This window comes from Aromatoleum anaerobium (assembly GCF_012910705.2).
GTDB classification, from domain to species: Bacteria; Pseudomonadota; Gammaproteobacteria; order Burkholderiales; family Rhodocyclaceae; genus Aromatoleum; species Aromatoleum anaerobium.
The window spans coordinates 1-23,294 of record NZ_WTVG02000039.1 but is presented as its reverse complement, the minus strand read 5'-3'; the positions used below and the strand labels follow the sequence as shown (position 1 = coordinate 23,294).

The following is a 23,294-nucleotide window of genomic DNA, read 5'->3' as shown; positions in this document are numbered from 1 at the left end:
GGCGGACCCGGAGTCATCGGTTGACGTTCACGGCAAAATGAGTTTGCCACGTATGGGGCGCCCGTCTAAGCTGCAAGAGCCACAACCGGCAGACCACCCGATCTATCTCTCGGAGGACGATTCATGGTTATAACCTGGATACTGGTTGCCAATGCCAGCCTGGCGAAGCTCTATGCAAACCTCGGTCCGAACAAGGGACTCACACTGGTGAAGGAACTGATCCATCCGGAAAGCCGACAGAAGAATTCCGAACTTGTGACCGACCGTTCCGGCAGCATGGCGTCGGTAGGCAACGGGCAAGGTTCGAGGCAGCCGCAAACCATCCCCAAAACCCACGAAGCAAAGGTGTTCGCGCAACAGCTTGCGCAGGAACTGTACCTTGGGCGGGCCAAGAATGAGTTCAGCCGCGCAATCGTCTTCGCGCCGCCCGCCTTCATGGGCATGCTCAATTCGGTGCTCGACACACCGACAGCGCAGCTGATCACCGATCGTTTCGAAAAGGACTACACGAAGGAACCCGAGCCCGTATTGCGCGAGCGACTAGGCTCGTGCCTGTTCCTTTGAATTCCTGACTCGGAAGCCTGATTCTTCGAACGTCTCTGTTCATGAGACGATGAGGTCGCAGCATGCGCGACCTCGAAGAGCCGCGGGGCGCCCAGCGCCCCGCATTCATTTGGCTCAAGGGTGGCGCTCAATGCCGCCAGTAATGCTCGCCGAACCGGATGTGCTTCGCCTCTTCCATCATCCTCATGAAATCCTCTCCGCTCATCTGGATCAGCTTCTCGTGATCGCCGCCCTCGAAGTAGATCTCCGGCTGCTCGGCCAAGGTGTCGTCCACGACCATCCGCATGCCATACGCGCTGCCGACGGGCGGAACCGCGCCCGGTTCGCAATCGGCAAACAGGGCAGACAGTTCGTCCTCGGACGCCAGACGCAAGTTGCGCTGCATCGCCTTGCTGAGCCAGCCAAGCTGCACATGCTGGGTGGACGGCAACACGGCCATCAGGAAGCCGTCATCGTCTTCGAGCACGACCGATTTCGCCAGGCAATTGCCGGGTACCCGTGCCAGCTGGGCGGTTTCCATGCTGTTGTGGGAATGCGGATGCGTCAGGACGTCGTACCGCAAGCCGTGTTCGCTCATGTACTCCTGGAGTTTTGATGCGATTGCCATGATGGTCCTCCTCGATCAGGATCCGGGCAGTTGGTCCACCCGCCCCCTTGACCTTTCATTCTGATATTTCATTTTAGGACGCAACACGGCATCCTGCACTGCAGGCACGCCGGCCATGCGGTTGCCGGGCGGAGTCGTGCCGCAGGATCGGGATGCACAAGACGTTTGCAGGTCTCCAAAGCGTGGGAGGTACGGAAATGGCTCTTTGTTTCTACTACGGCGCCGGCTCGCCTTATGCTTGGCGCGTCTGGCTGGCGCTCGAACACAAGCACCTGCGGTACGAACTCAAGGCGTTGTCGTTCGATGCCGGAGACCTGAAAAAACCCGAGTACACGGCGATCAACCCGCGCCAGAAAGTGCCGGCAATCGTCGATGACGGCCTCGCTCTTTATGAATCGGCGGCGATCCTCGAATACCTGGACGAACGCTACGACGAAACGCCGCTGCTGTTTCCGGGCGACATCCGGCAACGGGCGCTGATCCGCCGCATGGTTCGCGAAGCCGACCAGTATCTGGCGAATGCGCTAGAAGAACTCGTCGCAAACGTGCTCTATACGCCGAAAGCGGAATGGCAACAGGAAACGATCGCGCGCTCGCGCGACGCCTTCACGCGCGAACTCGGCCTGTGGGAAACGATGATCGCGGACGACTCGCTCGCGGGCGAACTTTCCGCGGCCGACTTCACGCTCTACCCGTTGATCGCGCTGGCGCTGCGCATCGAGAAGAGGAAGCCGGACGTGGAAATCGGCGCACGGATCGGCCCGCGGCTTGCAGCGTGGATGAAGCGGGTCGAGGCGCTGCCCTACTTCGCTCGCACCTGGCCGGCCCACTGGACCTGACGCGGTCGCGGGAGCCTCGTCAGCCGCTTTTCCCGGCGCACCGGCTGTCTGCGCCTTGGCCGCCGCCCTTCCCCGCTCGCCATTCCCTGAGCGTCCGATAATGCGCGCCGGCGCTGCTCTGCACAGACTCGACGAGCACGAAGCCGTCGACAGGCCAGTCGATCGGTTCCACACAGCGCGCGCAAACCTGCGTATGCGCCTTGCGCAGCAGCGTCACGTGCGGCGCGAACGGGCGCCGCTCGACGGCAAAACCGGCGGCTTCAAGCGCGTCGTTGAGTCGCTCGACGAGTCCGGCCAGCGGCGCGGGACAGCTCTGCGCGCCGGCCCAGACGATGCGGTTGTGGCGCCAGCCACCGAGGCAGTCCAGCCGCAGCGTGAACGGGGTCGCCTCGACGCAATTCCCGACCGCGATCAGGTCGGCGAGGCGCTGCGGCGACACGTCGCCGATGAACGCGAGCGTCAGGTGCAGCGTCTCGCATCGCGTCCGGCGCCCGGTGCATTCCGCGTGCGCCTCGGCGCCGAGTTCATGCAGGCGCTTCGCAACGCGGGCGTCCGGCCACAGCGCGAAGAATACGCGCGAAGGTTTTCCCGTCGCAGCGGGATCAGGTTTCATCGCCCTGTCGCACCAGCAGCGCGACGACCTGGGCCGCGATGCCCTCGCCGCGGCCGGTGAAACCAAGCTTTTCGGTCGTCTTGCCCTTGATATTGACCGCCGCCGGGTCGATGCCCAGGTCAGCGGCGATGTTCGCGACCATCGCCGGCGCATGAGGAAGGATCCGGGGCGCTCGGCAGATCACCGTCGCGTCGACGTTCACGACGCCGAAACCCGCGGCCCGTACGGCCGCAAACGCTTCGCGCAGCAGCACGCGGCTGTCGGCACCCGCGTGCGCCGCGTCGGTGTCGGGAAAGAGTCGCCCGATGTCGCCGAGGCCGGCGGCGCCGAGCAGCGCGTCGGTCAGCGCGTGCAGCAGGACGTCGGCGTCCGAATGCCCGAGCAGGCCGCGCTCGAACGGAATGTGCACGCCGCCGACGATCAGCGCCCGCCCCGGCACCAGCGCATGCACGTCGAACCCCTGGCCGATACGGAACGGAGTTTTCATTTCAGCCTTCCCGGTTCGAGAGGATCCACTCGGCCAGGTGCAGGTCGAGCGGATAAGTGACTTTCAGGTTCGTCGCGTCGCCCTCGACGAGTCGCGGATGCAGGCCCGCGGCCTCGATCGCGCTGGCCTCGTCCGTGACGTGCGTCGCAGCTTCCAGCGCGCGGCGCAGCATCACATGGCGGAACATCTGCGGCGTCTGCGCCTGCCACAGGTTTTCGCGCGGCACGGTGGCGAGAACCTGCCGGTGCTCGCCGGCGCGCTTCAGCGTATCGGCGACCGGCACGGCGAGCAGGCCGCCGACCTCGTCGCGCGCGAGTTCCCGGATCAGCTTCTCGATGTGCCACGGCGCAAGGCAGGGGCGCGCGGCGTCGTGCACCAGCACCCAGTCCGATGGCTCGACCTCATGGGCGGCCGCGCGCAGCCCTGCGAGCACGCTGTCGGCCCGCGTCGCGCCGCCGCAAAAAAGCGGCACCAGCTTCGGGCCGAGCGAGGACCAGTCGTGACGACGCCACTCGGCGTCGTCGACCGAAAGCACGACGAACACTTTGTCGATCGCCGGCGCGGCACACAACACGGCAAGCGAATGGAAAATCAGCGGCTTGCCGAGCAGCGGAAGATACTGCTTCGGCCGGGACGCTGCCATGCGGCTGCCGTTGCCGGCCGCCGGGACGATTGCGAAATGACGAGGCTGAAAGTTCTGCATGGCGCGGATTCTACCCGCGCGACGCCGGCTCCCGCCAAGACAACCCCTCGCCCGGCGCCGGCGCCACTGTTATTTCTGCGACAACCGCTTCACGCCGGCGACGAAGCGCGACAACGTGTCCGAAAGCACGCCGCGCGGGATGATCGCCTCGATCAACTGGAAACGTCCCCGCGTCGCCAGCGCATGGTCGAGCGCCGCCTTCAGTTCCGCGCGCGTGCCGACCCGCACCCCGTCGCCGCCGAGCCCGTCCGCCATCGCCGCGAAGCCCCAGTCGTCGAGGTTGTTGAACGCCGATTCCGGCTGGAAAGTGCGCAGCATCTCCCAGGAGGAATTGTTGAACACGATCACGATCGGATCCCAGCCGTAGCGGCGGCAGTTGCCGAGTTCCCAGCCGGTCATCTGGAACGCGCCGTCCCCGACGAGGATCAGCGGCCGCTCACCGGATGCCGCCTGCAGCCCGAGACCGGCAGGGACGCCGAATCCCATCGTCGCGTAGTAGCCCGGCGCGACGAGCGCGGTCGGCTCGATGTCCATCGCGGTGAACAGGCAGTCTCCGACGTCGGCCGCGATCGGCATCCGGCCGTGGGCGTCCATCAGGTCGTTGATCGCCAGCGCGATGTCGTTCGGGGTGATCGACGCGTCGTCGGCCTGCAGCCCGCGCGGGTAGTGTGGCGGATCGAAACGCACCGCGGGGGCAGGCCCGTCGAGGCGCTCGAGCAGGGCGTCGACCAGCGCCGCGAGCGGCACCTCCGGATACGTGTGGTAGCCGAGCGTGACACGACGGTCGAGCGCCTGGATCGTCTTGCGCAGGTCGATCTGCTTCGACGACACGCCGAAGTTCGTGTCCGAGATGATGACGCCGAGCAGCAGCAGCGCATCCGACTGCTCGACGAGATCGGTCACTTGCTGCTGTCCGGCGACGCCGAGGTAGGTGCCCACGAGCGGCGCATCCGTTCCGGCGAGCAGCCCGCGGCCGAGGATGCTGGTCACGACCGGCACTCCGAGCCGTCGCGCGAGCTCCGCCGCCTTGGCTTCAAGCCCGAAGCGGCGCACTTCGACCCCCACCATCAGCACCGGCGACGTGGCGCCGCGCAGGCGCACGAGAATCTCGTCCACGCATGCCGATAACACTTCACGGTCCGGCGCGGGAGGCACGAGCGGGATCACCGGCTCGCACGGCACGCCGACCATGTCGCGCGGCAGCTCGATGTAGACCGGCCGCGATTCGCGCAGGCAGCTCGCCAGCACGCGCGCGATTTCGCGCGGAGCGCTGCGCGCATCGGTCAGGCGCGCCTGGTCGCAGGTGATCTCGCGATAGATCTCGAACTGCGAGTCCAGCGTCTTGGCCTGATGATGAAGCAGCAGCCCGGAACGCGACTCGCCCGCGCCGGGCGCACCGGAAATGACGACGACAGGCGATTTTTCCGCATACGCACCGGCGACCGGGTTCACCATGTTCAGCGCACCCGCGCCGTAGGTCACCGCAGCGACGCCCAGGCAGCAGCGATAGCGCGCCGTCGCATCCGCCGCGAATCCCACGCCCGGCTCGTGGCTGAGCGTGTGCAGCGGCAGGATGCCGGACTCTTCGATGACCTTGAAGAACGGCAGCGCGAAGTCGCCGGGAATGCCGAATATCTCGCGTGCGCCGTGATCGCGCAGCGCGGTTAGCAGGGCCTGGGACAGGTTCATGACAGTCATCCATATCGGGTTGGAGACGTCAGAATACGCGCGCTTGCCGAGCAGGGAATTTCGTTTTTTTGGGCTTTTGCGCAACTTCGTGTCGCGCCAAACCTGACGCCCTCAGCTGAACCGCTTGCTCCAGTAATTCGCGACGTCCAGCATCCGGTTCGCGTAGCCCCATTCGTTGTCGAACCACAGCAGCAGGTTCGCGAGGCGCGAGCCGTTGATGCGCGTCTGGCTGCCGTCGACGATGACCGAGTGCGGGTTGTGGCTGAAGTCGATCGATGCGTGCGGATCGACGGAATAGGCGATCAGGCCCGGCTGCGCCGCCGCGGCTTCCGAGAGAAGCAGGTTGATTTCCCGGGATGTCGCGTCGCAGCCGAGTTCGACGACGACGTCGATCGCCGAGACGTTGAGGATCGGCACGCGGATCGCCTTGGCCTGCACCCGTCCCGCCAGTTGCGGCAGGAAGCGCTCGACGCCCTGGGCGAGTCCCGTTCCGACCGGGATCATCGACTGCATGGCCGAACGCGTGCGCCGCAGATCCGAATGGTGATAACCATCGATGAGCGGCTGGTCGTTCATCACCGAATGCAGCGTCGTCAGGAAAACATGGCCGATGCCGAACGCGCGGTGCAACTGGTCGAGGACGGGTACGACCGCGTTCGTCGTGCACGAGGCGTTGGACACGATGCGCTGATGGCTGCCGAGCTCGCCGTGGTTGATGCCATACACGACCGTGAGATCGACGTCCTGCGCGCTGCGTCCGGGCTGCGAGATCAGCAGCCGTTCGCACCCCGCTTCGAGGAAGCGATCGAAATCATGGCGTTGCGTGTAGCAACCCGAGCATTCGATCAGCAGGTCGACGCCGATCCCCTTCCAGTCGACCTCCTCGGGCACAGAGGCATGCGTGACGCCGATCTCGCGCCCGTCGACGATCAGGCAATCGGCTCCGGTCCCGATTTTTCCCGGGAAAACGCCGTGCGTGGAATCGAAGCGTGACAGGTAGGCAATGGTCGCGAGGTCGGCCGGCTCGTTGATCGACACGATCTGCAGCGTGTTCTTCAGCGGCGACTCATACAGCGCGCGCAGGAAACAACGCCCGATCCGGCCATAACCGTTGATTGCGATACGCAGCGAGTTGCTCATTTCGCGTCTCTCGCCTGCCAAAAAAATGAATCCACTCATGCTCCATTATGTCTGCTGAATTACGGCGAATCGACGAGGCCGGTGCGCGAACCGCCAGAATACACGTAACGATTCGACCACGGCATTGGCGCGGACCTCTGCCGCACGGCGCACCGTTTCACCGCCCGCACGAATCGAATAGATTAACGAACCAGTCGGCATGCAATATCACGAAGACCTTCAAGAACAATCGGGAGTAACGGCATGCCTTTCGCGAAGCCTTTTGACGCGGCACAGATTCAGGCTTTCCTGATCGCAATCGGGATCGGGCTGCTGATCGGCCTCGAGCGCGAGCGCGTCGCTTCGGCCCGCGCCGGCCTGCGCACGTTCGGACTGGTCGGCCTGCTCGGCGCGCTGATCGGCATGCTCGGCGAGCATTTCGACAGCGTCGCGCCTTTCGTGTTCGGCCTCGCGATCGTCGGGGTGATGATCATCGCAGCCTACCTTCGCCATCCCGACGCGACCGATCCGGGCACCACGTCGGTCGCGGCCCTGCTGCTGTGCTACTGCCTCGGCACGGCGGTGTGGCTCGGCCACGCGACGATCGCGGTGATGCTCGCAGTGGCGACGACGATCCTGCTGTATTTCAAGGCCGAGCTGCGCGGCATGGCCACCCGGCTCGAATCGAAAGACTGGATCTCGATCATCCAGTTCAGCGTGCTCTCGCTCGTGATCCTGCCGATCCTCCCGGACCGCCCGATCGATCCCCAGGGCGCAGTCAGCCCCCGCCAGGTGTGGTGGATGGTGGTGCTGATATCGGGACTCAGCTTTGCCGGCTACGCGATCCTCCGGCTTGTCGGCGCGCGCTATGGAGCGGCGCTGGTCGGCATCGCCGGCGGCCTCGCGTCGAGCACCGCGACGACGCTGATCCATGCCCGCGACAGTCGCGTCACGCCGGCCTCGGCCCCGGTGGCGGCGCTGGTGATCATCCTCGCCAACGTCGTCATGATGATCCGGATCGCGCTGATCGCCGCAGTCGTCGCACCCGGGCTCCTCGCCAAGCTCGCGATCGTGGTCCTGCCGGGGCTGGTGCTCGGCATGGGAACGCTGATCTGGTACTGGCGGATTCCGGCCGGCAGCGAGGCGGTGCTCCCGCAGACGCGCAACCCCACCGAGCTGCGCGCGGCGCTCGGCTTCGGTGTGCTGTACGCGGTCATCCTGTTCGTTTCGGCGTGGCTGTCCGACATCGTCGGCACCCACGGCTTGTACGCGCTCGCCGCCGTGTCGGGCCTCGCCGACATGGACGCGATCGCGTTGTCGAGCATGCGCCTGTTTTCCCTCGAGAGACTCGCTGCCGACGCGGCCGTGATCGCGATCGGCGTGGCGATGATGGCCAATCTCGGCTTCAAGACGGTGCTCGCCGTCGTCCTCGGCGGACGGGAGCTGGGCAAGAGGATTTTCCGTGGCATGAGTGCCATCGGCCTCGGCCTCGCAGCCGGCACCGCCTGGCACGCGCTATCCGGCAGCGGCCTATAATTGCAGCAGGTTCCTGTGCTCGCACCCAACGAGGAATTCCATGGCCACTGCTTCGATTCGGCCGGCCGCGGTTGCCGGCTACTTCTATCCGGACGATCCGCACGCATTGCGCGCGCAGATCGGAGAAATGCTGGCGGCCGCGGTGCCGCTCGAAACGGTGCCCGCACCGAAAGCCCTGATCGTGCCGCACGCGGGCTACGTCTATTCGGGGCCGGTCGCGGCGTCCGCGTACGCGAATCTGGCCGGGTTGCGCGACGTGGTGCGGCGCGTCGTGCTCCTGGGCCCGGCGCATCGCATGGCGGTCCGGGCATTCGCCCTGCCGGCCGCGCAATTCTTCTCGACGCCGCTCGGGCAGATCCCGATGAGCCGCGGCGACTGCGAAGCGCTCCAGGCACGGCCCGACGTCGTCGTCGACGATCGCCCGCACGCCGCCGAACATAGTCTCGAAGTCCAGCTGCCTTTCCTGCAGACGGTGCTCGACGCCTTCGAACTGGTTCCGCTGCTCGTCGGGAACGCCAGCACCGAAGCGGTAGCGGAGATCATCGAAACACTGTGGGGCGGCCCCGAGACGCTGATCGTGATCAGCTCCGACCTGTCGCATTACCACCCGTACGGCCAGGCACAGAGCTGCGACCGCGCCACGGTCGGCCAGATCCTGAAGCTTCGCACGGGAATCGACCACGAGCAGGCGTGCGGGGCGACGCCGGTCAACGGATTGCTGCGCGCCGCGGCACGACACGGCCTGGAGCCGCACCTGCTCGACCTGCGCAACTCGGGCGATACCGCCGGCGACCGTTCCCGCGTCGTCGGCTACGCCAGCATCGCATTCTCGGAGTCTCGCACCCATGCCCACGCTGCCCGACACTGAGCTTGGCCTGACGCTGCTCGCCCACGCGCGCCGCGCGCTCGAACGCCACCTCGGGCTCACCGCCGCGCCGTTCGCGGAGGACGAGCGCCTCGCGCAACGCGCTGCCACCTTCGTGACCCTCAAGCTCTACGACGAGTTGCGCGGCTGCATCGGCAGCCTGCGCCCGCAACGCGCCCTCGGCGAAGACGTCGCCCTCAACGCCGTTGCCGCAGCGACGCGGGACACGCGCTTCCTCCCGCTTGCGGCTCGCGAATTGAACGACATCCGGATCGAAGTGTCTCTGCTATCGGAACCGCAGTTCCTCGAGTTCGCCGACGAAGTCGATCTGTTGCGCCAATTGCGCCCCGGCATCGACGGCCTGATTCTTTCCGGCAGCTGCCGCAGCGCGACTTTTCTGCCGCAGGTGTGGGAACAGCTGGCGGAACCGCGCGAGTTCGTCGCAGCGCTTAAACGCAAAGCCGGGCTGGCGCCGGATCACCCCATCGGCACCCTTCTGGCCGCGACCTACACCGTATGCAAGTGGCGTGAGTGATCCGGTCGGTCCGGGCGCGGCTCGAGGCTCGGCGGCAGACTTTCACCTCTTGATGTCGCGCTTGGCCGCCCCGGCCGGTCGCGGCGGTGAGGACACGGATGAACCATCCAGGACGCCATTGGCACAAGCTCGACGACGATCGCATCCAGTGCGACGTATGCCCGCGCTACTGCAAACTCCATGAAGGCCAGCGCGGCGCGTGCTTCGTGCGCATGCGCGAGTCCGACGCCATCGTATTGACCACCTACGGTCGCAGCTCCGGCTTCTGCATCGACCCGATCGAGAAGAAGCCACTCAATCACTTCTATCCCGGCACCAGCGTGTTTTCGTTCGGCACCGCGGGCTGCAACCTCGCGTGCAAGTTCTGCCAGAACTGGGACATCTCGAAGTCGCGCGACATGGACCGGCTGATGGACCAGGCGTCCCCCGACGAGATCGCCCGGACCGCGGCCGAGTGGGGTTGCCGCAGCATCGCCTTCACGTACAACGACCCGGTGATCTTCGCCGAATACGCCGTGGACGTCGCCGATGCGGCGCACGCGCTCGGCCTCAAGACCGTGGCCGTCACGGCCGGCTACGTCACCGAAGTCGCGCGCGGCGACCTTTTCTCGCACATGGACGCGGCCAACGTCGACCTCAAGGGTTTCACCGACGAGTTCTACGTCAAGCTGTGCGGCGCGCACCTGCAGCCGGTGCTCGACACCTTGAAATGGCTCGTCCATGAAACCGACGTGTGGGTCGAGATCACGACGCTGCTGATCCCCGGCGAGAACGATTCGGACGAGGAACTGCTCGCGCTCTCGAACTGGGTGGCGAAGGAACTCGGGACCGAAGTGCCGCTGCATTTCACCGCCTTCCACCCGGATTTCAAGCTCACCGACACGCCGCCAACACCGCCCGCGACGCTGACGCGCGCGCGACGCATTGCGCTCGCGCAGGGCCTGCGGCACGTCTATACCGGCAACGTGCATGACGTCGATGGCGGCGCGACGCGCTGCACCGGATGCGGCAAGGCAGTCATCGAGCGCGACTGGTACGAGATTCTCGGCTATGCGCTCGACGACAGCGGCGCATGCCTGGCCTGCGGGACGCCCCTGGCCGGCCGCTTCGCGCGTTTCGAGCAACCGTTCGGCTCGCGCCGGATTCCGGTCCCGATCCACCGCGTGGCCTGATAGCCGATGTTGCCGCGATACCCGCACCGTGCCATGCTCGCCGCCTGCGCTCCGGCGTATTGACAGCCGTATTGACAGCCGTATTGACAGCATTCCCAGGCCCGAAGTGAAGCTGCGCCACACCACCATCAGCATTCCCGCCGAGCGCGTCTGGCTCGACGGCGAGCTGTCGCATGCGCCGACCGTGCGGGGCCTGGCGGTGATTCTTCGCCCGTCGGGAAGCACGCCGACCCAGTCGTGCGAAACGAAAGTCGCCGCTGCGCTGCAGGACGCCGGTTTCGCGACGCTGATCATCAACCTGCTGACGCGCTACGAAGAGACACGGGACGCCGATGCGCGTTTCAATGTCCCGAAGCTGGCAAACCGCGTCCTCGCCGTGGCCGACTGGATCGGCCACCAGCCACCGCTCACCGGCCTCGCGATCGGGCTGGTCGCCTCCGGCACCGGCAGCGGCGCGGCGATCCGGGCGGCATGGAAAGGCCCCGGACGCTTCGCGGCGATCGTGTGCCGCGCCGGCCGCCCGGACCTTGCCGGCGCAACCCCGCTCGGCACGCTGGCGGTCCCCTTGCGCATGATTATCGGCAGCGAAGACCTCCACCTCGCCATGATCCTGCGCGCCTGGGAGCACATCCGCGCCCCGCGCGACTGGAAACTCGTCGACGGTGCCGGCGAAGACTTTACCGAACCGGGCGCACTCGACCGTTTCGCGCTGCTCGCGGCGGAGTGGTTGCGCACGAAGTTGCCGCCGCCCGTTGCCGATGGGCTCGGGTGATCCGGCCAGTCGGACAAGCCCGCTCCGTCCCATCCCCTATAATTCCGCCCTTACCCGTCTCTTTCGCGGTCTCGCCGCGCCCCCGTCCGATGTCCCGACCGCTCGACCCCCTGCTGCCCCAGCTCACGGCGCTTTCCCTTCCGAAGCCCGGCATGCGGCTCGATCTGCCCGCGCTCGCCGGTTCGTCCGACGCGCTGGCGATCGCCCAACTCGCGACGCGCGGCCCCTGCCTGCTGCTGGTGACCGCGAACCCGCTCGACGCCCAGCGCCTGCAGGACGAGATCGCGTGGTTCGCGCCCGCGCTGCGCACGCACCTGCTGCCGGACTGGGAAACGCTGCCCTACGACAGCTTCTCGCCGCACCAGGACCTGATCTCGGAACGCCTGTCGACGCTCTATGCGGTGAGCCGCGGCGAGGCCGACGTCGTGCTCGTGCCCGCTTCGACCGCGCTGTACCGCATGGCCCCGCCGGCCTTTCTCGCCGCCTACACGTTCTTCCTGAAGCAGGGCGCGAAGCTCGACGTCGACCAGTTGCGCAACCAGATGGCGGTCGCCGGCTACACGCACGTGACGCAGGTCGTCAGCCCGGGCGAGTTCTCGGTGCGCGGCGGGCTGATCGACCTGTTCCCGATGGGCGCGCCGCTGCCGTTTCGCATCGACCTCTTCGACGACGAGGTCGAGAGCATCAAGACCTTCGACCCGGACACGCAGCGCACCGTCTACCCGGTGGCGGAGATCCGCATGCTCCCGGCGCGCGAGTTCCCGATGGACGACGCCGGCCGCACGCGCTTTCGCAGCCGCTTCCGCGAAGCGTTCGAAGGCGACCCGTCGCGCGTGTCGCTGTACAAGGATGTGTCGAACGGCATCGCACCGGCCGGCATCGAGTACTACCTGCCGCTGTTCTTCGACGAGACGGCGACGCTGTTCGACTACCTGCCGGCCGACGCGGCAGTCGTGCTGCACCGCGATGTGCCGGCCGCGATCGACGAATTCTGGCGTGACACGCGCTCGCGCCACGATTTCCTCAAAGGTGACCGCACCCGCCCGGCGCTGCCGCCCGAAGCGTTGTTCCTCGGCCAGGAAAGCTTCTTCGCCGCGCTGAAGGACCGCCCGCGAATCCAGGTTTCAGCCGCCGACGCCGTCGGTGACGTGCCGCCGGCCGCCACTCCCCTCCCCGACGTTTCCGTCGAACGCAAGGCGACCGACCCGCTGCATCGCCTGAAGGAGCTCCTCGCGGGCGACTGGGCGCGCAGCGGCGGCCGCGTCTTCGTGCTCGCCGACGCACCGGGACGGCGTGAGACGATCTCCGAGTTCTTCGGCGAATACGGCCTCCGGCCGGCAGCCAGCGCGGATTTCGCCGGCTTCCTCGTCTCCGGCGAACCGCTCGCGCTCGGCGTCGGGCCGCTCGCGAGCGGCTTCGTGCTGCCGGGCGCGAAGATCGCGATCGTCACCGAGTCCGAGCTTTACGCGACGACTGCCCGCACGCGCGGGCGACGCGACGCGCGCAAGGCGGCGACGATGGAAGGGTGGCTGCGCGACCTGTCCGAACTCAAGCCAGGCGACCCGGTCGTGCATGTGTCGCACGGCATCGGCCGCTATCTCGGCCTGATCCACATGGACCTGGGTGAGGGTGAGACCGAGTTCCTGCATCTCGAATACGCCAACGGCGACAAGCTCTACGTGCCGGTGTCGCAGCTGCACGTCATCACCCGCTACGCCGGCGCCGACCCGGAAGCGGTCGACCTGCACCGCCTCGGCTCCGGCCAGTGGGAAAAGGCGAAGAAGAAGGCGGCGCTGCAGGTGCGCGACACCGCGGCCGAACTCCTCGCGCTGTACGCGCAGCGCGCCGCCCGCCCCGGCCACCGCTTCGACTTCAAACAGCACGACCTCGACGCGTTCGCCGAAGGCTTCGGTTTCGAGACGACGCCCGACCAGCAGGCGGCGATCGATGCCGTCGTCGCCGACATGAAATCCGGCCAGCCGATGGACCGGCTGGTGTGCGGCGACGTCGGTTTCGGCAAGACCGAAGTCGCGCTGCGCGCCGCGTTCGTCGCGGTCGCCGACGGCAAGCAGGTGGTCGTGCTGACGCCGACGACGCTGCTCGCCGAACAGCACTACCAGACTTTCTCCGACCGCTTCGCCGACTTTGCAATCCGCATCGCCGAACTGTCGCGCTTCAAGAGCGCCAAGGAGCAGGCCGACGCACTGAAACAGCTCGCCGAAGGCAAGGTCGACATCATCATCGGCACGCACCGCCTGCTGCAGAAGGACGTGCAGTTCAAGCGCCTCGGCCTCGTCATCATCGACGAGGAACACCGCTTCGGCGTGCGCCAGAAAGAGATGCTGAAAGCATTGCGCAGCGAGATCGACATCCTGACGCTGACCGCGACGCCGATCCCGCGCACGCTCGGCCTCGCGCTCGAAGGCCTGCGCGAGTTCTCGGTGATCGCGACCGCGCCGCAAAAGCGGCTCGCGATCAAGACTTTCGTCCACCGCACGAGCCGCGGCATCATCCGCGAGGCGGTGCTGCGCGAATTCAAGCGCGGCGGCCAGGTGTATTTCCTGCACAACGAGGTCGACACGATCGAGAACTTCCGCGACGACCTCGCCGAACTGCTGCCCGAAGCGCGCATCGTCATCGGCCACGGCCAGCTGCCGGAACGCGAGCTCGAACGCGTGATGCGCACCTTCACGCAGCAGCGCGCGAACCTGCTGCTGTGCACGACGATCATCGAGACCGGCATCGACATCCCGACCGCCAACACGATCATCATCAACCGCGCCGACCGCTTCGGCCTCGCCCAGCTGCACCAGCTGCGCGGGCGCGTCGGCCGCAGCCACCACCAGGCCTACGCGTATCTGCTGACCGACGCCCACGCCAAGCCGACCGCGCTCGCGCAGAAGCGGCTCGAGGCGATCACGCTGATGGAAGAGCTCGGCTCCGGCTTCTACCTCGCGATGCACGACCTCGAAATCCGCGGCGCCGGCGAAGTGCTCGGCGAGAACCAGTCCGGCGAGATCCAGCAGGTCGGCTTCAGCCTGTACACCGAAATGCTCAAGCGCGCAGTGCGCGACCTGCAGGCCGGCAAGGAGCCGGACCTGACGCAGCCGCTCGACGTCGTCTCCGAGATCAACCTGCACACCCCGGCGCTGTTGCCGAACGACTACTGCCCCGACGTGCAGGAGCGCCTCACGCTCTACAAGCGCCTCGCGAACTGCGAATCCGACGGCGACCTGCGCAACCTGCAGGAAGAACTCATCGACCGCTTCGGCGAACTGCCGCCGCAGACCCAGGCGCTGATCGAAACCCACCGCCTGCGCCTGCTCGTCAAACCGTTCGGCGTCGCCAAGCTCGACGCAAGCGACGCGCAAATCAGCGTCCAGTTCGGCTCCGACGCGCCGATCGACCCGGCAAAAGTCATCTTCCTGATCCAGAAGGACCGCAACACCAAGATGTCCGGTCCGGATCGGCTGATCCGCAAGGCCAGCTTGCCGAATCTCAAGCAGCGCGTGCAGGGGGTGAAGGAATTGCTGGAGGCGGTGAAGGCGTAGAATGACCTCCGGTTCTATAGCCTCAAGCCCTCCCGTGAGCCCTCGCGAGGAACGACAATGTTGACCGACGAATCGATCTCTAAGGCCGTGCGGAGGCTGGTAGCGGCGGCTCATGCGCCAACGCGGGTCATCGTCTTCGGTTCCTACGCTCGCGGCGACGCGACAGAGGAATCCGACCTCGACCTTATGGTGATCGAGCGCGAAATCCCCGACGCCACCGCAGAGTATATGTGTCTTCGCGACGCCCTCGGCAGCCTCGGCGTCGGCGTGGACCTCATGCTTCTGACCGAACCGGAATTCGCGCAGCGCAAGGATTGGTGGAGCACTCCGGTGTATTGGGCGGCGCGCGAAGGCCGGGTGCTTTATGAATCCGCACACTGAACAGGCGAATGAAATCTTTCGCGCAGCGGTGCGCGATCGAACGACCTTCCTGATACTGCGCAAGTCGGCCGAGTCGCCCCACGAGTCGATGCTGTTCCACGCGCAACAGGCGGCGGAAAAGTTCATCAAGGCAGTTCTCGTGCAACGGGGCGTGTTTTTCCGTCGCACCCACGATCTGCTCGAACTCGCCGCGCTCTCCGGGCAGAATCAGATTGATCTGCCTGTGTCACGCGACCTGCTCACGCGCCTGACCCCCTACGCCGTCGAGTTTCGTTATCTCGGCGTGCACGCTCCGAACGTTACGGCCGAAGAAGCCGAGTCAGCTGTCGTAGCTCTCGAACACTGGGCGGCCGCTTGTCTTCAGTGAGAGCGAAGACGTGCCACGAGTGAATTGAGCGTGCGCCATGGCGCTCCGCAGTTCGGGTCCATGCAGCAGGGACACGATCAGGTTCAGCGGATCGTCGGCCGCCGCGATTAGGCGCTGCACCTCGGCACGCAACAGCACCGACGGCAGACGCGCTGGCCGCTTCGCACGCGTCACCTCGTCGAGCCACGGCAGCGGCTGCTCGAGCACCTCGCGGTACAGAAACAGGATCGCCGACAGCGCCTGCCCCTGCGTCGCCGCGCTCACGTCGCGCTCGACCGCGAGCGACGTCAAAAACGCCTCGACCTCGCGCCTGCCCATGTCGGCGGGATGGCGCCGCCCCTGATGAATGATGTATCGTCTGATCCATCCCAGATACGCCTTTTCGGTACGCACGCTGTAATGCTTCAACCGTAGGCGCTCGCGCACGAGATCGAGCAGCCGCGGCGCCCCGGGTGCGACGGGCGAGGGGGACGGAGAGAGGGAGGACGGATTCTCCACGATATCGGACACCATGACATATGGGAGCCAGAATGCTACCTTGCAAAACAGCGGCTTGTCAGCGGCCGGCGGGATATCCGCAGTGTCCGATAGCACTTTTATCCCGACACTTGGTGTCGACCATACGTTGGGCGCAGGGAGTGCGAAACATGGCAACTCAAGATACGGTTTCACTATTTGCAATGCTGCTGGCACTCGCGAGCTTAACGGGTTGCGCTACTAATCCGGATGTCGGAAGCCTTACAGGCGATCAACGCGCTCGGGTTGCTTCGATGGAGGTTGTGCGTGGACCGACTACACGCCCCCATACAGTTCTCGCTGCCGTTAAGGGGCTTTCGTGCCATCGCAATGCTTATCAGCGCCAACAACTCACTGAGGCCGAGGCAATAGAGGGCGTGAAATTACGAGCAGCCTCGCTTGATGCAGATGCAGTCGTCAACGTGGTCTGTCAAATTAACTCAGGGGCTGATTGGATAAATAATTGCTGGTCGTCCATAGTTTGTGTCGGTGACGCCGTTCAATACAAGGATTGATGGTGATTTCTATTGAAACGCTGTCCGAAATGGTCGCCTCGTGGGCCGCAACAGAGCCTGTTGTAGAGAAGGCTTACTTGTTTGGAAGTCGCGTGAGGGGCGACAACCGACACGATAGCGACCTCGATGTCGCCATTGAAATAACCACAAGGCGGGGTGACTCCGGCTCTCTTGCCACTTGGATCGCCGAGGCAGCACAACTTCGCTGCTCCATTTCGTTGCGTATTCCGTTTGCAGTTGACCTTCAGTGGTACGGCGGCCCCATTGAGACGCCAGTCGTTCATGCTGGCTTGATTGTCGGAAGTCGCATTGTGTATGAACGGCCGGCCCAACAGGGCGCTGCAGGGGACGCGCCGCAAGCGGCGCGTCCCTGAGCTATCACGTTGGGCGTCATAAGGAGGCCTCCGTGCCTATCAGCGTGTCTCGGGTTAAGCAACTGTGGCCTTGGCTGGTCGAAGCCCGCTTCGCTTGGCTGGCCCTCGGTGTAATTTCGGCCGCCTTGATTGTGTCTCTTCGGCCACACACGCCTGAACCCGTGATCCGGCTCACAGGGCTCGTTCTCCAACTCCTTGGCATTGCCACGGTGATTTGGGGAATTTCCGAAACCCGAGCGTTGTTTGGGCATCCGTCTTTTGCAGCGAAGGCAAAGTCATGGGTCGAGCGTTTTCCTCTCCGGCGAAGAAACGTTGTCATTGCCGCTGGCGCTGCCTCTCTTTCTGCCGCTACCTGCAAAGCCAGAGGGTACGCTACGCAGGGAGCAGGCCAGAATCCGACGATTGATACCCGCCTCGACGCTCTGGAAAGAAACATCTCTCTCATTCACGAGCGCATCAGCAGCACCGAAAAGGAGATGGACGAAAAGTTCCGGAAAACAGCTGAAGCGCTGAAGAATGAAGAGCGGGCACGGCAAGCAGAAGACAACGCGATTCGTGCAAAGCTTGAGGCCACAGGGACCGGCGGAGTCCACATCTCAGCTATAGGAGCATCATGGCTTTTCGTCGGGGTGGTCCTGAGCACTGCCGGGGTCGAAATCGCAGGGTTGCTTAAATGACGCCCAACGATCAACTCGGACTGGCAATTCCGCTGCGCTCCATTGCCACCCGGTTATGCGGAACGTTATGCCCCAGACATTACGTTGCAGAGTGAGTCTTGAGCCAGTCGCGTAGCGCCGCATTCATGCGTGTCTGCCAGCCGGGGCCAGCGGCACGGAAGGCGGCGAGGACGTCTCGGTCGAAACGAATCGTAGTCGACTCTTTGTCACTTCCAGTGGGTCGCCCACGTTGCTTACGGTACGCCTCGATTCCGGCCTGCATTTCTTCACGTGTCAGCGGCCGTTCGTCCTCGTTCTTGCCGTCCCAGACATACGGCGTCCCGGCTCGTACTTTCGCCAAGTCGGTCTTGCTTTCGCCGCCTTTGCGAGTGGCGTGCATCTCATTGGTTGCCATTGAAGTCCTCTTCGAGCCAGCCATGGTAAGCGCTCCTTTCCTCTTCACTCGCCGGTCGGAAACTGACAATCCGCAGGGCATCTTCGCGAACCGTATGCACCACCGTCAGCACTGCCAGCACATCAACACATACGCGAACGACTGTATCCGCTGTTCGTTGCTTCGCACACTCTCCACGTCGAGGCGATACTCATTCGACAGCTGCGCTGTCTGCCTGCTTCTCCACCTCCGTCGTTAGATTTCGGTGAGGGCGGATCGGAGGCCCAAGTGCTCAACAAACGGCTCAAAATCCCTGTCGCTGTACAGCAAATCCAGCCCGCTTTCTATGCATCGGGTCGCAATCACGGTATCAATCGTTTTTCGCACCGTTACTCCCAGCGCTCGCAGCGAACGAAAGTTCCTGGCTGCTTGAATGGCAATTTCTTGCCCTCCCAGGGCAACCACGATCAGCGAAGCCATGAGTGCTCTGGCTTTATTGAAGTCGCGCTCGCTCGTGAAGCCCTGCAGCACCTCGGTCAGAATCAAGTCCCCTGTGGCAATGGGTTCTACCCCAAGCAGCGAGTCCAGTTTTTCCGTTTGGGGCGTAACGGTTCCCCGGAAATAATCGATCCAAACGCTAGAATCGACCAAAATCACTTGTCCGTCCTCATCGCGTCAAGATCTCCCTGCCAGTTGAGCTTTCCGCGAAACCGGCGAATCTCTTCCTGCTGTCGAAGGCGAAGCAGCGTCCGAAGGCCAAGCTCCACCGCTTCACGCTTGGTTTTCAATCCTGTTACGCGAAGTGTCTCGTTCATCAGCTTGTCGTCAATCACGATGTTGGTACGCATGATGTGTATCATTTAATTCATATATACACATCGTAGTCTTTGGCGGCTCTCTCGGCAACCTCGCACGACAGTGCCAAGATCGACAGCGTGCAAACGTGCGTGCAGTTGCCAGTGCCGGGCATCGCCCCGTTTTCGCTTCGGATTGCGGGGAAACGGCGATTGCTCCGCGTGCGGTCCTTGCGATTCCAGAAGCGCCGAGTAGTATTCAAGTTGCACCTGCTGGCATGTGCATCACTCGGCGCGCCGCGCGCTCCAGGGTCCAAACGGCATAAGGAGTAGAGAACCATGAATCTGATGCAATATCCGATGATGCTCTTTTCAACCCATCGCGGCTGGGACGATGTGCAGCGCAGGCACCCGAGTCAGGGGAAGCTGTTCCTGATGCTCGTGTTGCCGTTGTCGATCCTTCCGCCGGTGATGATTTTGCAGGCGGCGTCGGGCGTCGGCGCTACCGTTTTTCCGGGCGTACCGTTCGGCGCCTGGATGCTTGGTGCGCTGCTGTTCTTCATCGCGGAGCAGATCAGCGTTCCGCTGATGGCCGGAGTGATCCGCAGGGCCTGCACCGCCAAGGGAGCAAGCGGCGATCTGGGCGGCGCGTATGCGGTGGCGGGGATCGCACCGGTGCCGCTGTGGCTTTCATCGCTCGCGCTGCTCGCCGGTCAAGTCTGGGTTGTCGTCCTTATCGCGTTCGCGGCGCTTCTCGCGTCGGGTGTCCTGATCCACCACGGCGTTGAACGGCTGCTCGGCGTCGAGGAGGACGTGAATGCCAGCGACGTCGCGGTCCAGGTCATCAGCCTCGGCGTGCTCGCGTGGGGCGCTCTGGTGCTGGTCGCGGCCGCGCCGCTGCTCCTGTCGTAGGGGAGCCTGCCGAGTTCGATGCCTGCCCGGCCGCCGCGGCCGTGGCCGCGGCGGGCTTGGCCGAGCCCGCCGCCAGCCGTGGAAACGGCCGGCCCATTCAAGCAGTTTCTGCGGCGCGTGGGCGCGTTTCCACTCGCCGGCAGCGTACTTGTTGGCCTCGGCCAGCGTCGGGTAAATGTGGATCGTGCCGAGGATCTTGTTGAGGCCGAGCCCGTGGCGCATTGCGAACACATACTCCGCAATCAGGTCGCCCGCGTGCTCGCCGACGATCGTCACCCCGAGGATCCTGTCCTTGCCCGGCACGGTGAGGCCCAGCGCCAAGGCCAGCGCGTCCGTCGTGAGGCGAGTATCGATGCGATCGCTCATCGCCCAGCCGACCAAGCGGCGGCTGAACAGGTCCAACACCAGCGCCACATACAACCAGCCCCTCGTCGGTCGCAACGTAGGTGATGTCGGCGACCCACTTCTGGTTCGGCGCGCTCGCGTTGAAGTCGCGTTCGAGCAGGTTCGGCGCCACCGGCAGGCAGTGGCGCGAATCGGTCGTGCGCACGAAGCGGCGCCGGCGCCGCGCCTGCAAACCCTCGCGCAGCATCAGCCGGCGCACCCGCTTGTGATTGACCGCGTAACCGGCTTCGCGCAGATCGCGCGTCAGTCGCGATCCAGGCGTACTTCACCGCGACTCCCTCGCGAGGTACGCCGCCGCCCGCTTTAAAATTTCGTTGCCCACCCGCAGCCGTACCACCTCGCTGCGCAGGCGGCTCAGCTCGGCGTGGGCCTCATCGACCTGCACCGCTGCCGCGCGCTTGACGAGCGGTTTGCCGCGGCGCGCCTGGCGCACCCAGTTGCCCAACGTCTTCGACGAAATGTCCAGACTGCGCGCCACCTCGCTTGAGCTGCGTCCGGCATCGATCACCTGCCGCACCGCGGCCTCGCGAAACTGCGCTGTATAGACCCGCTTCGGAATTGTCGCTTTCATCTCACGTTCCTCCATGAAGCCTTAGAACCGCACTTCATGGCGTCCATCAAACGGGGACAGCTTCAGGAGCGGCCTGCCCCGATACGCCGGTCTCATGATTTTCTGCAGGACCTTTCCCCATCCTTGGCGATGCGGAAATACTGGCGGACCCGTACAGTCGACCCCCAACGCCCCGGACAATCGACCCCTGACAGGACACCGACCGATGAATCGCCCTTCAACGCCCAACGACAACGCTCCCCGTCCCCGCCTGCGTCGCGTCGCGCTGGCGCTGCTCGCCGGCCTCGCCGGCGTCGGCTCGGCGCCGGTTTTCGCTGCCGACGCGGCGCCGGTACTGAATCCGGTCGTCGTCACCGGCAGCCGCGTCGAGGCCGAGAGCTTCGACCTGCCGTTTTCCGTCGATGTCGTCGACATGGCCAGGGTCCGGGCAGGAAACCTCGGCGTCAACGCCTCCGAAGCACTGGCCGGCATTCCCGGACTCGTCGTGCAGAACCGCCAGAACTACGCCCAGGACCTGCAGATCTCGATCCGCGGCTTCGGCGCCCGCTCCGCTTTCGGCGTGCGCGGCGTGAAGCTCATCGCCGACGGCATCCCGGCGAGCAATCCCGACGGCCAGGGTCAGGCCGCGACCTTCAACCTCGACGTCGCGGAGCGCATCGAAGTGCTGCGCGGCCCGTTCTCGACGATCTACGGCAACCACGCGGGCGGCGTCATCCAGCTCTTTTCGCGCGACCCGAAAGGCACGCCGAGCGTGCGCGGCGGTGCGCTTGCCGGCTCCTGGGGCACGACGCGGATCGGAGTGGGCAGCGAAGGCGAGAAGGACGGCATCGGCTACCTGCTCGATGCGTCGCGCTTCGACACCGACGGCTATCGCGACCACAGCGCGGCGACTCGCGAGCAGGCGTTCGCGAAGCTGAACTTCGCGCCGGACGCCGACAGCCGGCTGACGCTGACGGCGAGCGGCCTGCGCCAGCCCGATACCGAGGACCCGCTGGGCCTGACGTGGGCGACTTACCGGCGCGACCCGCGCGCCGCCGAATCGGTCGCCGAAACATTCGACACGCGCAAGAGCATCGACCACCTGCAAGGCGGCGCGACTTACGAGCGGCGCTTCGGCGACGACCGCCTGCAGCTTGTCGCCTATGCCGGGCAGCGCAGCGTCACGCAGTACCAGTCGATCCCGGCCGGCCCGCAGGCCAACCCGCGGCATTCCGGCGGCGTCATCGATTTCGACCGCGACTTCCACGGCGTCGGCGCACGCTGGATCGGCCAGCGCGAGCTCGGACCGGGCAAGCTGACGTTCACCGCGGGCATCGACGTCGACCGCTCCGAGGATGACCGCCAGGGCTTCGAGAACTTCATCGGCACGACCCTCGGGGTCAAAGGCCGGCTGCGCCGCGACGAGACAGACACCGTCACGAGCATCGATCCGTACGTGCAGACCGCCTGGGAACAGGGGGCGTGGCAATGGACCGCGGGGCTGCGCCAAAGCCGCGTGAAATTCGACGTCGATGACAACTACCTCGCGAACGGCGACGACAGCGGCGCGCTTACCTTCCGCGAGACGACCCCGGCGCTCGGCGTCGTCTACAAGCTGAGCCCGGCGCTCAACCTTTACGGCAGCGTCGCGCGTGGCTTCGAGACCCCGACGATGACCGAACTCGCGTATTCGGGTGCGGGCGGCACCGCGGGTTTCAATTTCGGCCTCGAGCCCGCAACCAGCACGCAGCTCGAATTGGGCGTGAAGGCTTTCGTCGGCGACAACACGCGGCTCAACGCCGCGATCTTCCAGGTGCGCACCGACGACGAACTGGTCGTCGAGAGCAGTTCCGGCGGACGCACTGTGTTCAAGAACGCCGGCACGACGCTGCGCCGGGGCGTCGAGCTCGCGGCCGACAGCGAATTCTCGCCGAACTGGCGCGGCCGGCTGAGCGTGACGCGGCTGCAGGCGATCTACGACGAAACCTTCGTGACCGGCAGCGGCACGGCGGCGAAGACAATTGCTGACGGCAGGCGCCTGCCCGGCATTCCTGCCCTGTCGGCTTACGCCGAACTCGAATGGATCCCCGTCGGCGGGATCGCCGCGGCACTCGAGGCGCTCTATCGCAGCAAGGTGTACGTCGAGGACACTAACACCGAGCGTGCTGCGCCGGGCCACGCCCTGGTGAACCTGCGCCTCACCGCGGAACAGAAATCCGGCCCGTGGACGTTCAACGAGATGCTGCGGCTCGACAACCTGTTCGACCGCGAGCACGTCGCCTCGGTGATCGTGGGCGACGGCAACGGCCGGTTCTACGAACCCGGCCCGGAGCGCAGCTGGTACGCCGGCGTGCGGGCGAGCTATCGATTCTGAATGC

At 65.3% G+C, this 23,294-nt stretch carries 27 protein-coding genes and 1 pseudogene; 16 read left to right on the top strand and 12 right to left on the bottom strand.

Features of this window, described 5'->3' with window-relative positions; translation table 11 throughout:
* Positions 1–123 precede the first annotated feature (123 nt).
* Positions 124–564: a host attachment protein gene (locus tag GO606_RS12250; RefSeq protein ID WP_169117090.1), complete on the top strand. Its 441-nt coding sequence runs from the start codon at positions 124–126 to the stop codon at positions 562–564.
* A gap of 127 nt (positions 565–691) precedes the next feature.
* Here the strand turns inward: GO606_RS12250 and GO606_RS12245 are convergent, their stop codons facing one another.
* Positions 692–1,171 carry an aminoacyl-tRNA deacylase gene (locus tag GO606_RS12245; RefSeq protein ID WP_169117089.1) on the bottom strand — a complete coding sequence of 160 codons (480 nt, stop codon included), beginning with the start codon at positions 1,169–1,171 and terminating at the stop codon, positions 692–694.
* A 197-nt stretch (positions 1,172–1,368) separates the two neighbouring features.
* Between GO606_RS12245 and GO606_RS12240 the strand changes: the two genes are divergently transcribed.
* Entirely contained in the window at positions 1,369–2,010 is a 642-nt protein-coding gene (locus GO606_RS12240; protein ID WP_169117088.1) for a glutathione S-transferase family protein, read from the top strand.
* Between the two features lie 19 nt (positions 2,011–2,029).
* Here the strand turns inward: GO606_RS12240 and thpR are convergent, their stop codons facing one another.
* From thpR to GO606_RS12215, 5 genes are all read right to left on the bottom strand, one after another.
* Positions 2,030–2,623, bottom strand: coding sequence for an RNA 2',3'-cyclic phosphodiesterase (thpR, locus tag GO606_RS12235; RefSeq protein ID WP_169117087.1), 594 nt, complete (start codon positions 2,621–2,623; stop codon positions 2,030–2,032).
* Positions 2,613–3,110, bottom strand: coding sequence for a 2-C-methyl-D-erythritol 2,4-cyclodiphosphate synthase (gene ispF, locus GO606_RS12230; protein ID WP_169117086.1), 498 nt, complete (start codon positions 3,108–3,110; stop codon positions 2,613–2,615). The genes thpR and ispF overlap by 11 nt, the downstream gene beginning before the upstream one ends.
* A 1-nt stretch (position 3,111) precedes the next feature.
* Positions 3,112–3,813 carry a 2-C-methyl-D-erythritol 4-phosphate cytidylyltransferase gene (gene ispD, locus GO606_RS12225; protein ID WP_211166472.1) on the bottom strand — a complete coding sequence of 234 codons (702 nt, stop codon included), beginning with the start codon at positions 3,811–3,813 and terminating at the stop codon, positions 3,112–3,114.
* A 69-nt stretch (positions 3,814–3,882) separates the two neighbouring features.
* Positions 3,883–5,502, bottom strand: coding sequence for an indolepyruvate/phenylpyruvate decarboxylase (ipdC, locus tag GO606_RS12220; RefSeq protein ID WP_169117085.1), 1,620 nt, complete (start codon positions 5,500–5,502; stop codon positions 3,883–3,885).
* Positions 5,503–5,613: 111 nt separating this feature from the next.
* Positions 5,614–6,642, bottom strand: a complete 1,029-nt coding sequence (locus GO606_RS12215; protein ID WP_169117084.1) for a type I glyceraldehyde-3-phosphate dehydrogenase — start codon at positions 6,640–6,642, stop codon at positions 5,614–5,616.
* 243 nt (positions 6,643–6,885) lie between these two features.
* On the opposite strand from GO606_RS12215, the gene GO606_RS12210 reads away from it, so the two are divergent.
* The 8 genes from GO606_RS12210 to GO606_RS12175 all read left to right on the top strand — a co-directional run bounded on the left by GO606_RS12210 (position 6,886) and on the right by GO606_RS12175 (position 15,800).
* Entirely contained in the window at positions 6,886–8,157 is a 1,272-nt protein-coding gene (locus tag GO606_RS12210) for an MgtC/SapB family protein (protein WP_169117083.1), read from the top strand.
* A 40-nt stretch (positions 8,158–8,197) separates the two neighbouring features.
* Positions 8,198–9,025 carry an AmmeMemoRadiSam system protein B gene (amrB, locus tag GO606_RS12205; protein WP_169117082.1) on the top strand — a complete coding sequence of 276 codons (828 nt, stop codon included), beginning with the start codon at positions 8,198–8,200 and terminating at the stop codon, positions 9,023–9,025.
* On the top strand, positions 9,003–9,557 hold the full coding sequence (amrA, locus tag GO606_RS12200; protein WP_211166471.1) for an AmmeMemoRadiSam system protein A: 555 nt from the start codon (positions 9,003–9,005) through the stop codon (positions 9,555–9,557). Before amrB ends, amrA begins: the two co-directional genes overlap by 23 nt.
* Positions 9,558–9,655: 98 nt before the next feature.
* On the top strand, positions 9,656–10,729 hold the full coding sequence (gene amrS, locus GO606_RS12195) for an AmmeMemoRadiSam system radical SAM enzyme (RefSeq protein ID WP_169117081.1): 1,074 nt from the start codon (positions 9,656–9,658) through the stop codon (positions 10,727–10,729).
* A 106-nt stretch (positions 10,730–10,835) separates the two neighbouring features.
* The gene (locus GO606_RS12190; protein ID WP_169117080.1) at positions 10,836–11,501 is read left to right on the top strand and encodes a dienelactone hydrolase family protein; all 666 of its coding nucleotides are present in this window, start codon (positions 10,836–10,838) and stop codon (positions 11,499–11,501) included.
* 89 nt (positions 11,502–11,590) lie between these two features.
* Positions 11,591–15,052, top strand: a complete 3,462-nt coding sequence (mfd, locus tag GO606_RS12185; protein ID WP_169117079.1) for a transcription-repair coupling factor — start codon at positions 11,591–11,593, stop codon at positions 15,050–15,052.
* 57 nt (positions 15,053–15,109) lie between these two features.
* Positions 15,110–15,433 (top strand): nucleotidyltransferase domain-containing protein, encoded by a 324-nt coding sequence (locus GO606_RS12180; RefSeq protein WP_169117078.1) that lies wholly within the window; start codon positions 15,110–15,112, stop codon positions 15,431–15,433.
* Complete coding sequence (locus GO606_RS12175; protein WP_169117077.1) at positions 15,417–15,800, top strand: HEPN domain-containing protein; 384 nt, start codon at positions 15,417–15,419, stop codon at positions 15,798–15,800. Before GO606_RS12180 ends, GO606_RS12175 begins: the two co-directional genes overlap by 17 nt.
* On the opposite strand, the gene GO606_RS12170 is transcribed toward GO606_RS12175, so the two are convergent.
* The gene (locus GO606_RS12170; RefSeq protein ID WP_169117076.1) at positions 15,753–16,313 is read right to left on the bottom strand and encodes a phage integrase N-terminal SAM-like domain-containing protein; all 561 of its coding nucleotides are present in this window, start codon (positions 16,311–16,313) and stop codon (positions 15,753–15,755) included. The genes GO606_RS12175 and GO606_RS12170 overlap by 48 nt on opposite strands.
* Positions 16,314–16,447: 134 nt before the next feature.
* Between GO606_RS12170 and rcsF the strand changes: the two genes are divergently transcribed.
* The 3 genes from rcsF to GO606_RS12160 are packed head-to-tail and all read left to right on the top strand — an operon-like array spanning position 16,448 to position 17,882.
* The gene (gene rcsF, locus GO606_RS12165; RefSeq protein WP_169117075.1) at positions 16,448–16,831 is read left to right on the top strand and encodes an Rcs stress response system protein RcsF; all 384 of its coding nucleotides are present in this window, start codon (positions 16,448–16,450) and stop codon (positions 16,829–16,831) included.
* Positions 16,831–17,205, top strand: a complete 375-nt coding sequence (locus GO606_RS22130) for a nucleotidyltransferase family protein (protein ID WP_169117074.1) — start codon at positions 16,831–16,833, stop codon at positions 17,203–17,205. The genes rcsF and GO606_RS22130 overlap by 1 nt, the downstream gene beginning before the upstream one ends.
* Positions 17,206–17,237: 32 nt before the next feature.
* Entirely contained in the window at positions 17,238–17,882 is a 645-nt protein-coding gene (locus GO606_RS12160; protein ID WP_169117073.1) for a hypothetical protein, read from the top strand.
* 79 nt (positions 17,883–17,961) lie between these two features.
* Here GO606_RS12160 and GO606_RS12155 read toward each other — a convergent pair whose 3' ends face one another.
* The 3 genes from GO606_RS12155 to GO606_RS12145 form a co-directional block, all read right to left on the bottom strand.
* Positions 17,962–18,300, bottom strand: a complete 339-nt coding sequence (locus tag GO606_RS12155; RefSeq protein WP_169117072.1) for a BrnA antitoxin family protein — start codon at positions 18,298–18,300, stop codon at positions 17,962–17,964.
* A 210-nt stretch (positions 18,301–18,510) separates the two neighbouring features.
* Positions 18,511–18,912 carry a type II toxin-antitoxin system VapC family toxin gene (vapC, locus tag GO606_RS12150; protein ID WP_169117071.1) on the bottom strand — a complete coding sequence of 134 codons (402 nt, stop codon included), beginning with the start codon at positions 18,910–18,912 and terminating at the stop codon, positions 18,511–18,513.
* Complete coding sequence (locus GO606_RS12145) at positions 18,909–19,103, bottom strand: type II toxin-antitoxin system VapB family antitoxin (protein ID WP_169117070.1); 195 nt, start codon at positions 19,101–19,103, stop codon at positions 18,909–18,911. The genes vapC and GO606_RS12145 overlap by 4 nt, the downstream gene beginning before the upstream one ends.
* Before the next feature lie 285 nt (positions 19,104–19,388).
* Between GO606_RS12145 and GO606_RS12140 the strand changes: the two genes are divergently transcribed.
* The gene (locus tag GO606_RS12140) at positions 19,389–19,961 is read left to right on the top strand and encodes a YIP1 family protein (protein ID WP_169117069.1); all 573 of its coding nucleotides are present in this window, start codon (positions 19,389–19,391) and stop codon (positions 19,959–19,961) included.
* A gap of 153 nt (positions 19,962–20,114) precedes the next feature.
* On the opposite strand, the pseudogene GO606_RS12135 reads toward GO606_RS12140, so the two are convergent.
* Positions 20,115–20,327 (bottom strand): annotated as a pseudogene (locus tag GO606_RS12135) (hypothetical protein); the annotation flags it as partial.
* Between the two features lie 83 nt (positions 20,328–20,410).
* Between GO606_RS12135 and GO606_RS12130 the strand changes: the two are divergent.
* On the top strand, positions 20,411–20,575 hold the full coding sequence (locus GO606_RS12130) for a hypothetical protein (protein ID WP_246979527.1): 165 nt from the start codon (positions 20,411–20,413) through the stop codon (positions 20,573–20,575).
* Between the two features lie 56 nt (positions 20,576–20,631).
* Here GO606_RS12130 and GO606_RS12125 read toward each other — a convergent pair whose 3' ends face one another.
* Positions 20,632–20,937 carry a transposase gene (locus tag GO606_RS12125; protein WP_169117068.1) on the bottom strand — a complete coding sequence of 102 codons (306 nt, stop codon included), beginning with the start codon at positions 20,935–20,937 and terminating at the stop codon, positions 20,632–20,634.
* Between the two features lie 205 nt (positions 20,938–21,142).
* Between GO606_RS12125 and GO606_RS12120 the strand changes: the two genes are divergently transcribed.
* A complete protein-coding gene (locus tag GO606_RS12120; protein WP_169117067.1) occupies positions 21,143–23,290 on the top strand; it encodes a TonB-dependent receptor family protein in 2,148 nt (715 codons plus the stop codon).
* Positions 23,291–23,294 lie beyond the last annotated feature (4 nt).

Bases quoted from the DNA above. Each gene is read 5' to 3' on its own strand.
- GO606_RS12140 (WP_169117069.1), top strand. From the start codon at position 19,389: ATGAATCTGATGCAATATCCGATGATGCTCTTTTCAACCCATCGCGGC.
- GO606_RS12175 (WP_169117077.1), top strand. From the start codon at position 15,417: ATGAATCCGCACACTGAACAGGCGAATGAAATCTTTCGCGCAGCGGTG.
- GO606_RS12210 (WP_169117083.1), top strand. From the start codon at position 6,886: ATGCCTTTCGCGAAGCCTTTTGACGCGGCACAGATTCAGGCTTTCCTG.
- GO606_RS12145 (WP_169117070.1), bottom strand. From the start codon at position 19,103: ATGCGTACCAACATCGTGATTGACGACAAGCTGATGAACGAGACACTT.
- GO606_RS12170 (WP_169117076.1), bottom strand. From the start codon at position 16,313: ATGGTGTCCGATATCGTGGAGAATCCGTCCTCCCTCTCTCCGTCCCCC.
- GO606_RS12240 (WP_169117088.1), top strand. From the start codon at position 1,369: ATGGCTCTTTGTTTCTACTACGGCGCCGGCTCGCCTTATGCTTGGCGC.
- GO606_RS12120 (WP_169117067.1), top strand. From the start codon at position 21,143: ATGAATCGCCCTTCAACGCCCAACGACAACGCTCCCCGTCCCCGCCTG.
- amrB (WP_169117082.1), top strand. From the start codon at position 8,198: ATGGCCACTGCTTCGATTCGGCCGGCCGCGGTTGCCGGCTACTTCTAT.
- GO606_RS22130 (WP_169117074.1), top strand. From the start codon at position 16,831: ATGGTGATTTCTATTGAAACGCTGTCCGAAATGGTCGCCTCGTGGGCC.
- GO606_RS12250 (WP_169117090.1), top strand. From the start codon at position 124: ATGGTTATAACCTGGATACTGGTTGCCAATGCCAGCCTGGCGAAGCTC.
- GO606_RS12130 (WP_246979527.1), top strand. From the start codon at position 20,411: ATGTCGGCGACCCACTTCTGGTTCGGCGCGCTCGCGTTGAAGTCGCGT.
- amrA (WP_211166471.1), top strand. From the start codon at position 9,003: ATGCCCACGCTGCCCGACACTGAGCTTGGCCTGACGCTGCTCGCCCAC.
- GO606_RS12180 (WP_169117078.1), top strand. From the start codon at position 15,110: ATGTTGACCGACGAATCGATCTCTAAGGCCGTGCGGAGGCTGGTAGCG.
- mfd (WP_169117079.1), top strand. From the start codon at position 11,591: ATGTCCCGACCGCTCGACCCCCTGCTGCCCCAGCTCACGGCGCTTTCC.
- rcsF (WP_169117075.1), top strand. From the start codon at position 16,448: ATGGCAACTCAAGATACGGTTTCACTATTTGCAATGCTGCTGGCACTC.
- ispD (WP_211166472.1), bottom strand. From the start codon at position 3,813: ATGCAGAACTTTCAGCCTCGTCATTTCGCAATCGTCCCGGCGGCCGGC.
- GO606_RS12215 (WP_169117084.1), bottom strand. From the start codon at position 6,642: ATGAGCAACTCGCTGCGTATCGCAATCAACGGTTATGGCCGGATCGGG.
- ipdC (WP_169117085.1), bottom strand. From the start codon at position 5,502: ATGAACCTGTCCCAGGCCCTGCTAACCGCGCTGCGCGATCACGGCGCA.
- ispF (WP_169117086.1), bottom strand. From the start codon at position 3,110: ATGAAAACTCCGTTCCGTATCGGCCAGGGGTTCGACGTGCATGCGCTG.
- GO606_RS12125 (WP_169117068.1), bottom strand. From the start codon at position 20,937: ATGAAAGCGACAATTCCGAAGCGGGTCTATACAGCGCAGTTTCGCGAG.
- GO606_RS12155 (WP_169117072.1), bottom strand. From the start codon at position 18,300: ATGGCTGGCTCGAAGAGGACTTCAATGGCAACCAATGAGATGCACGCC.
- GO606_RS12245 (WP_169117089.1), bottom strand. From the start codon at position 1,171: ATGGCAATCGCATCAAAACTCCAGGAGTACATGAGCGAACACGGCTTG.
- amrS (WP_169117081.1), top strand. From the start codon at position 9,656: ATGAACCATCCAGGACGCCATTGGCACAAGCTCGACGACGATCGCATC.
- thpR (WP_169117087.1), bottom strand. From the start codon at position 2,623: ATGAAACCTGATCCCGCTGCGACGGGAAAACCTTCGCGCGTATTCTTC.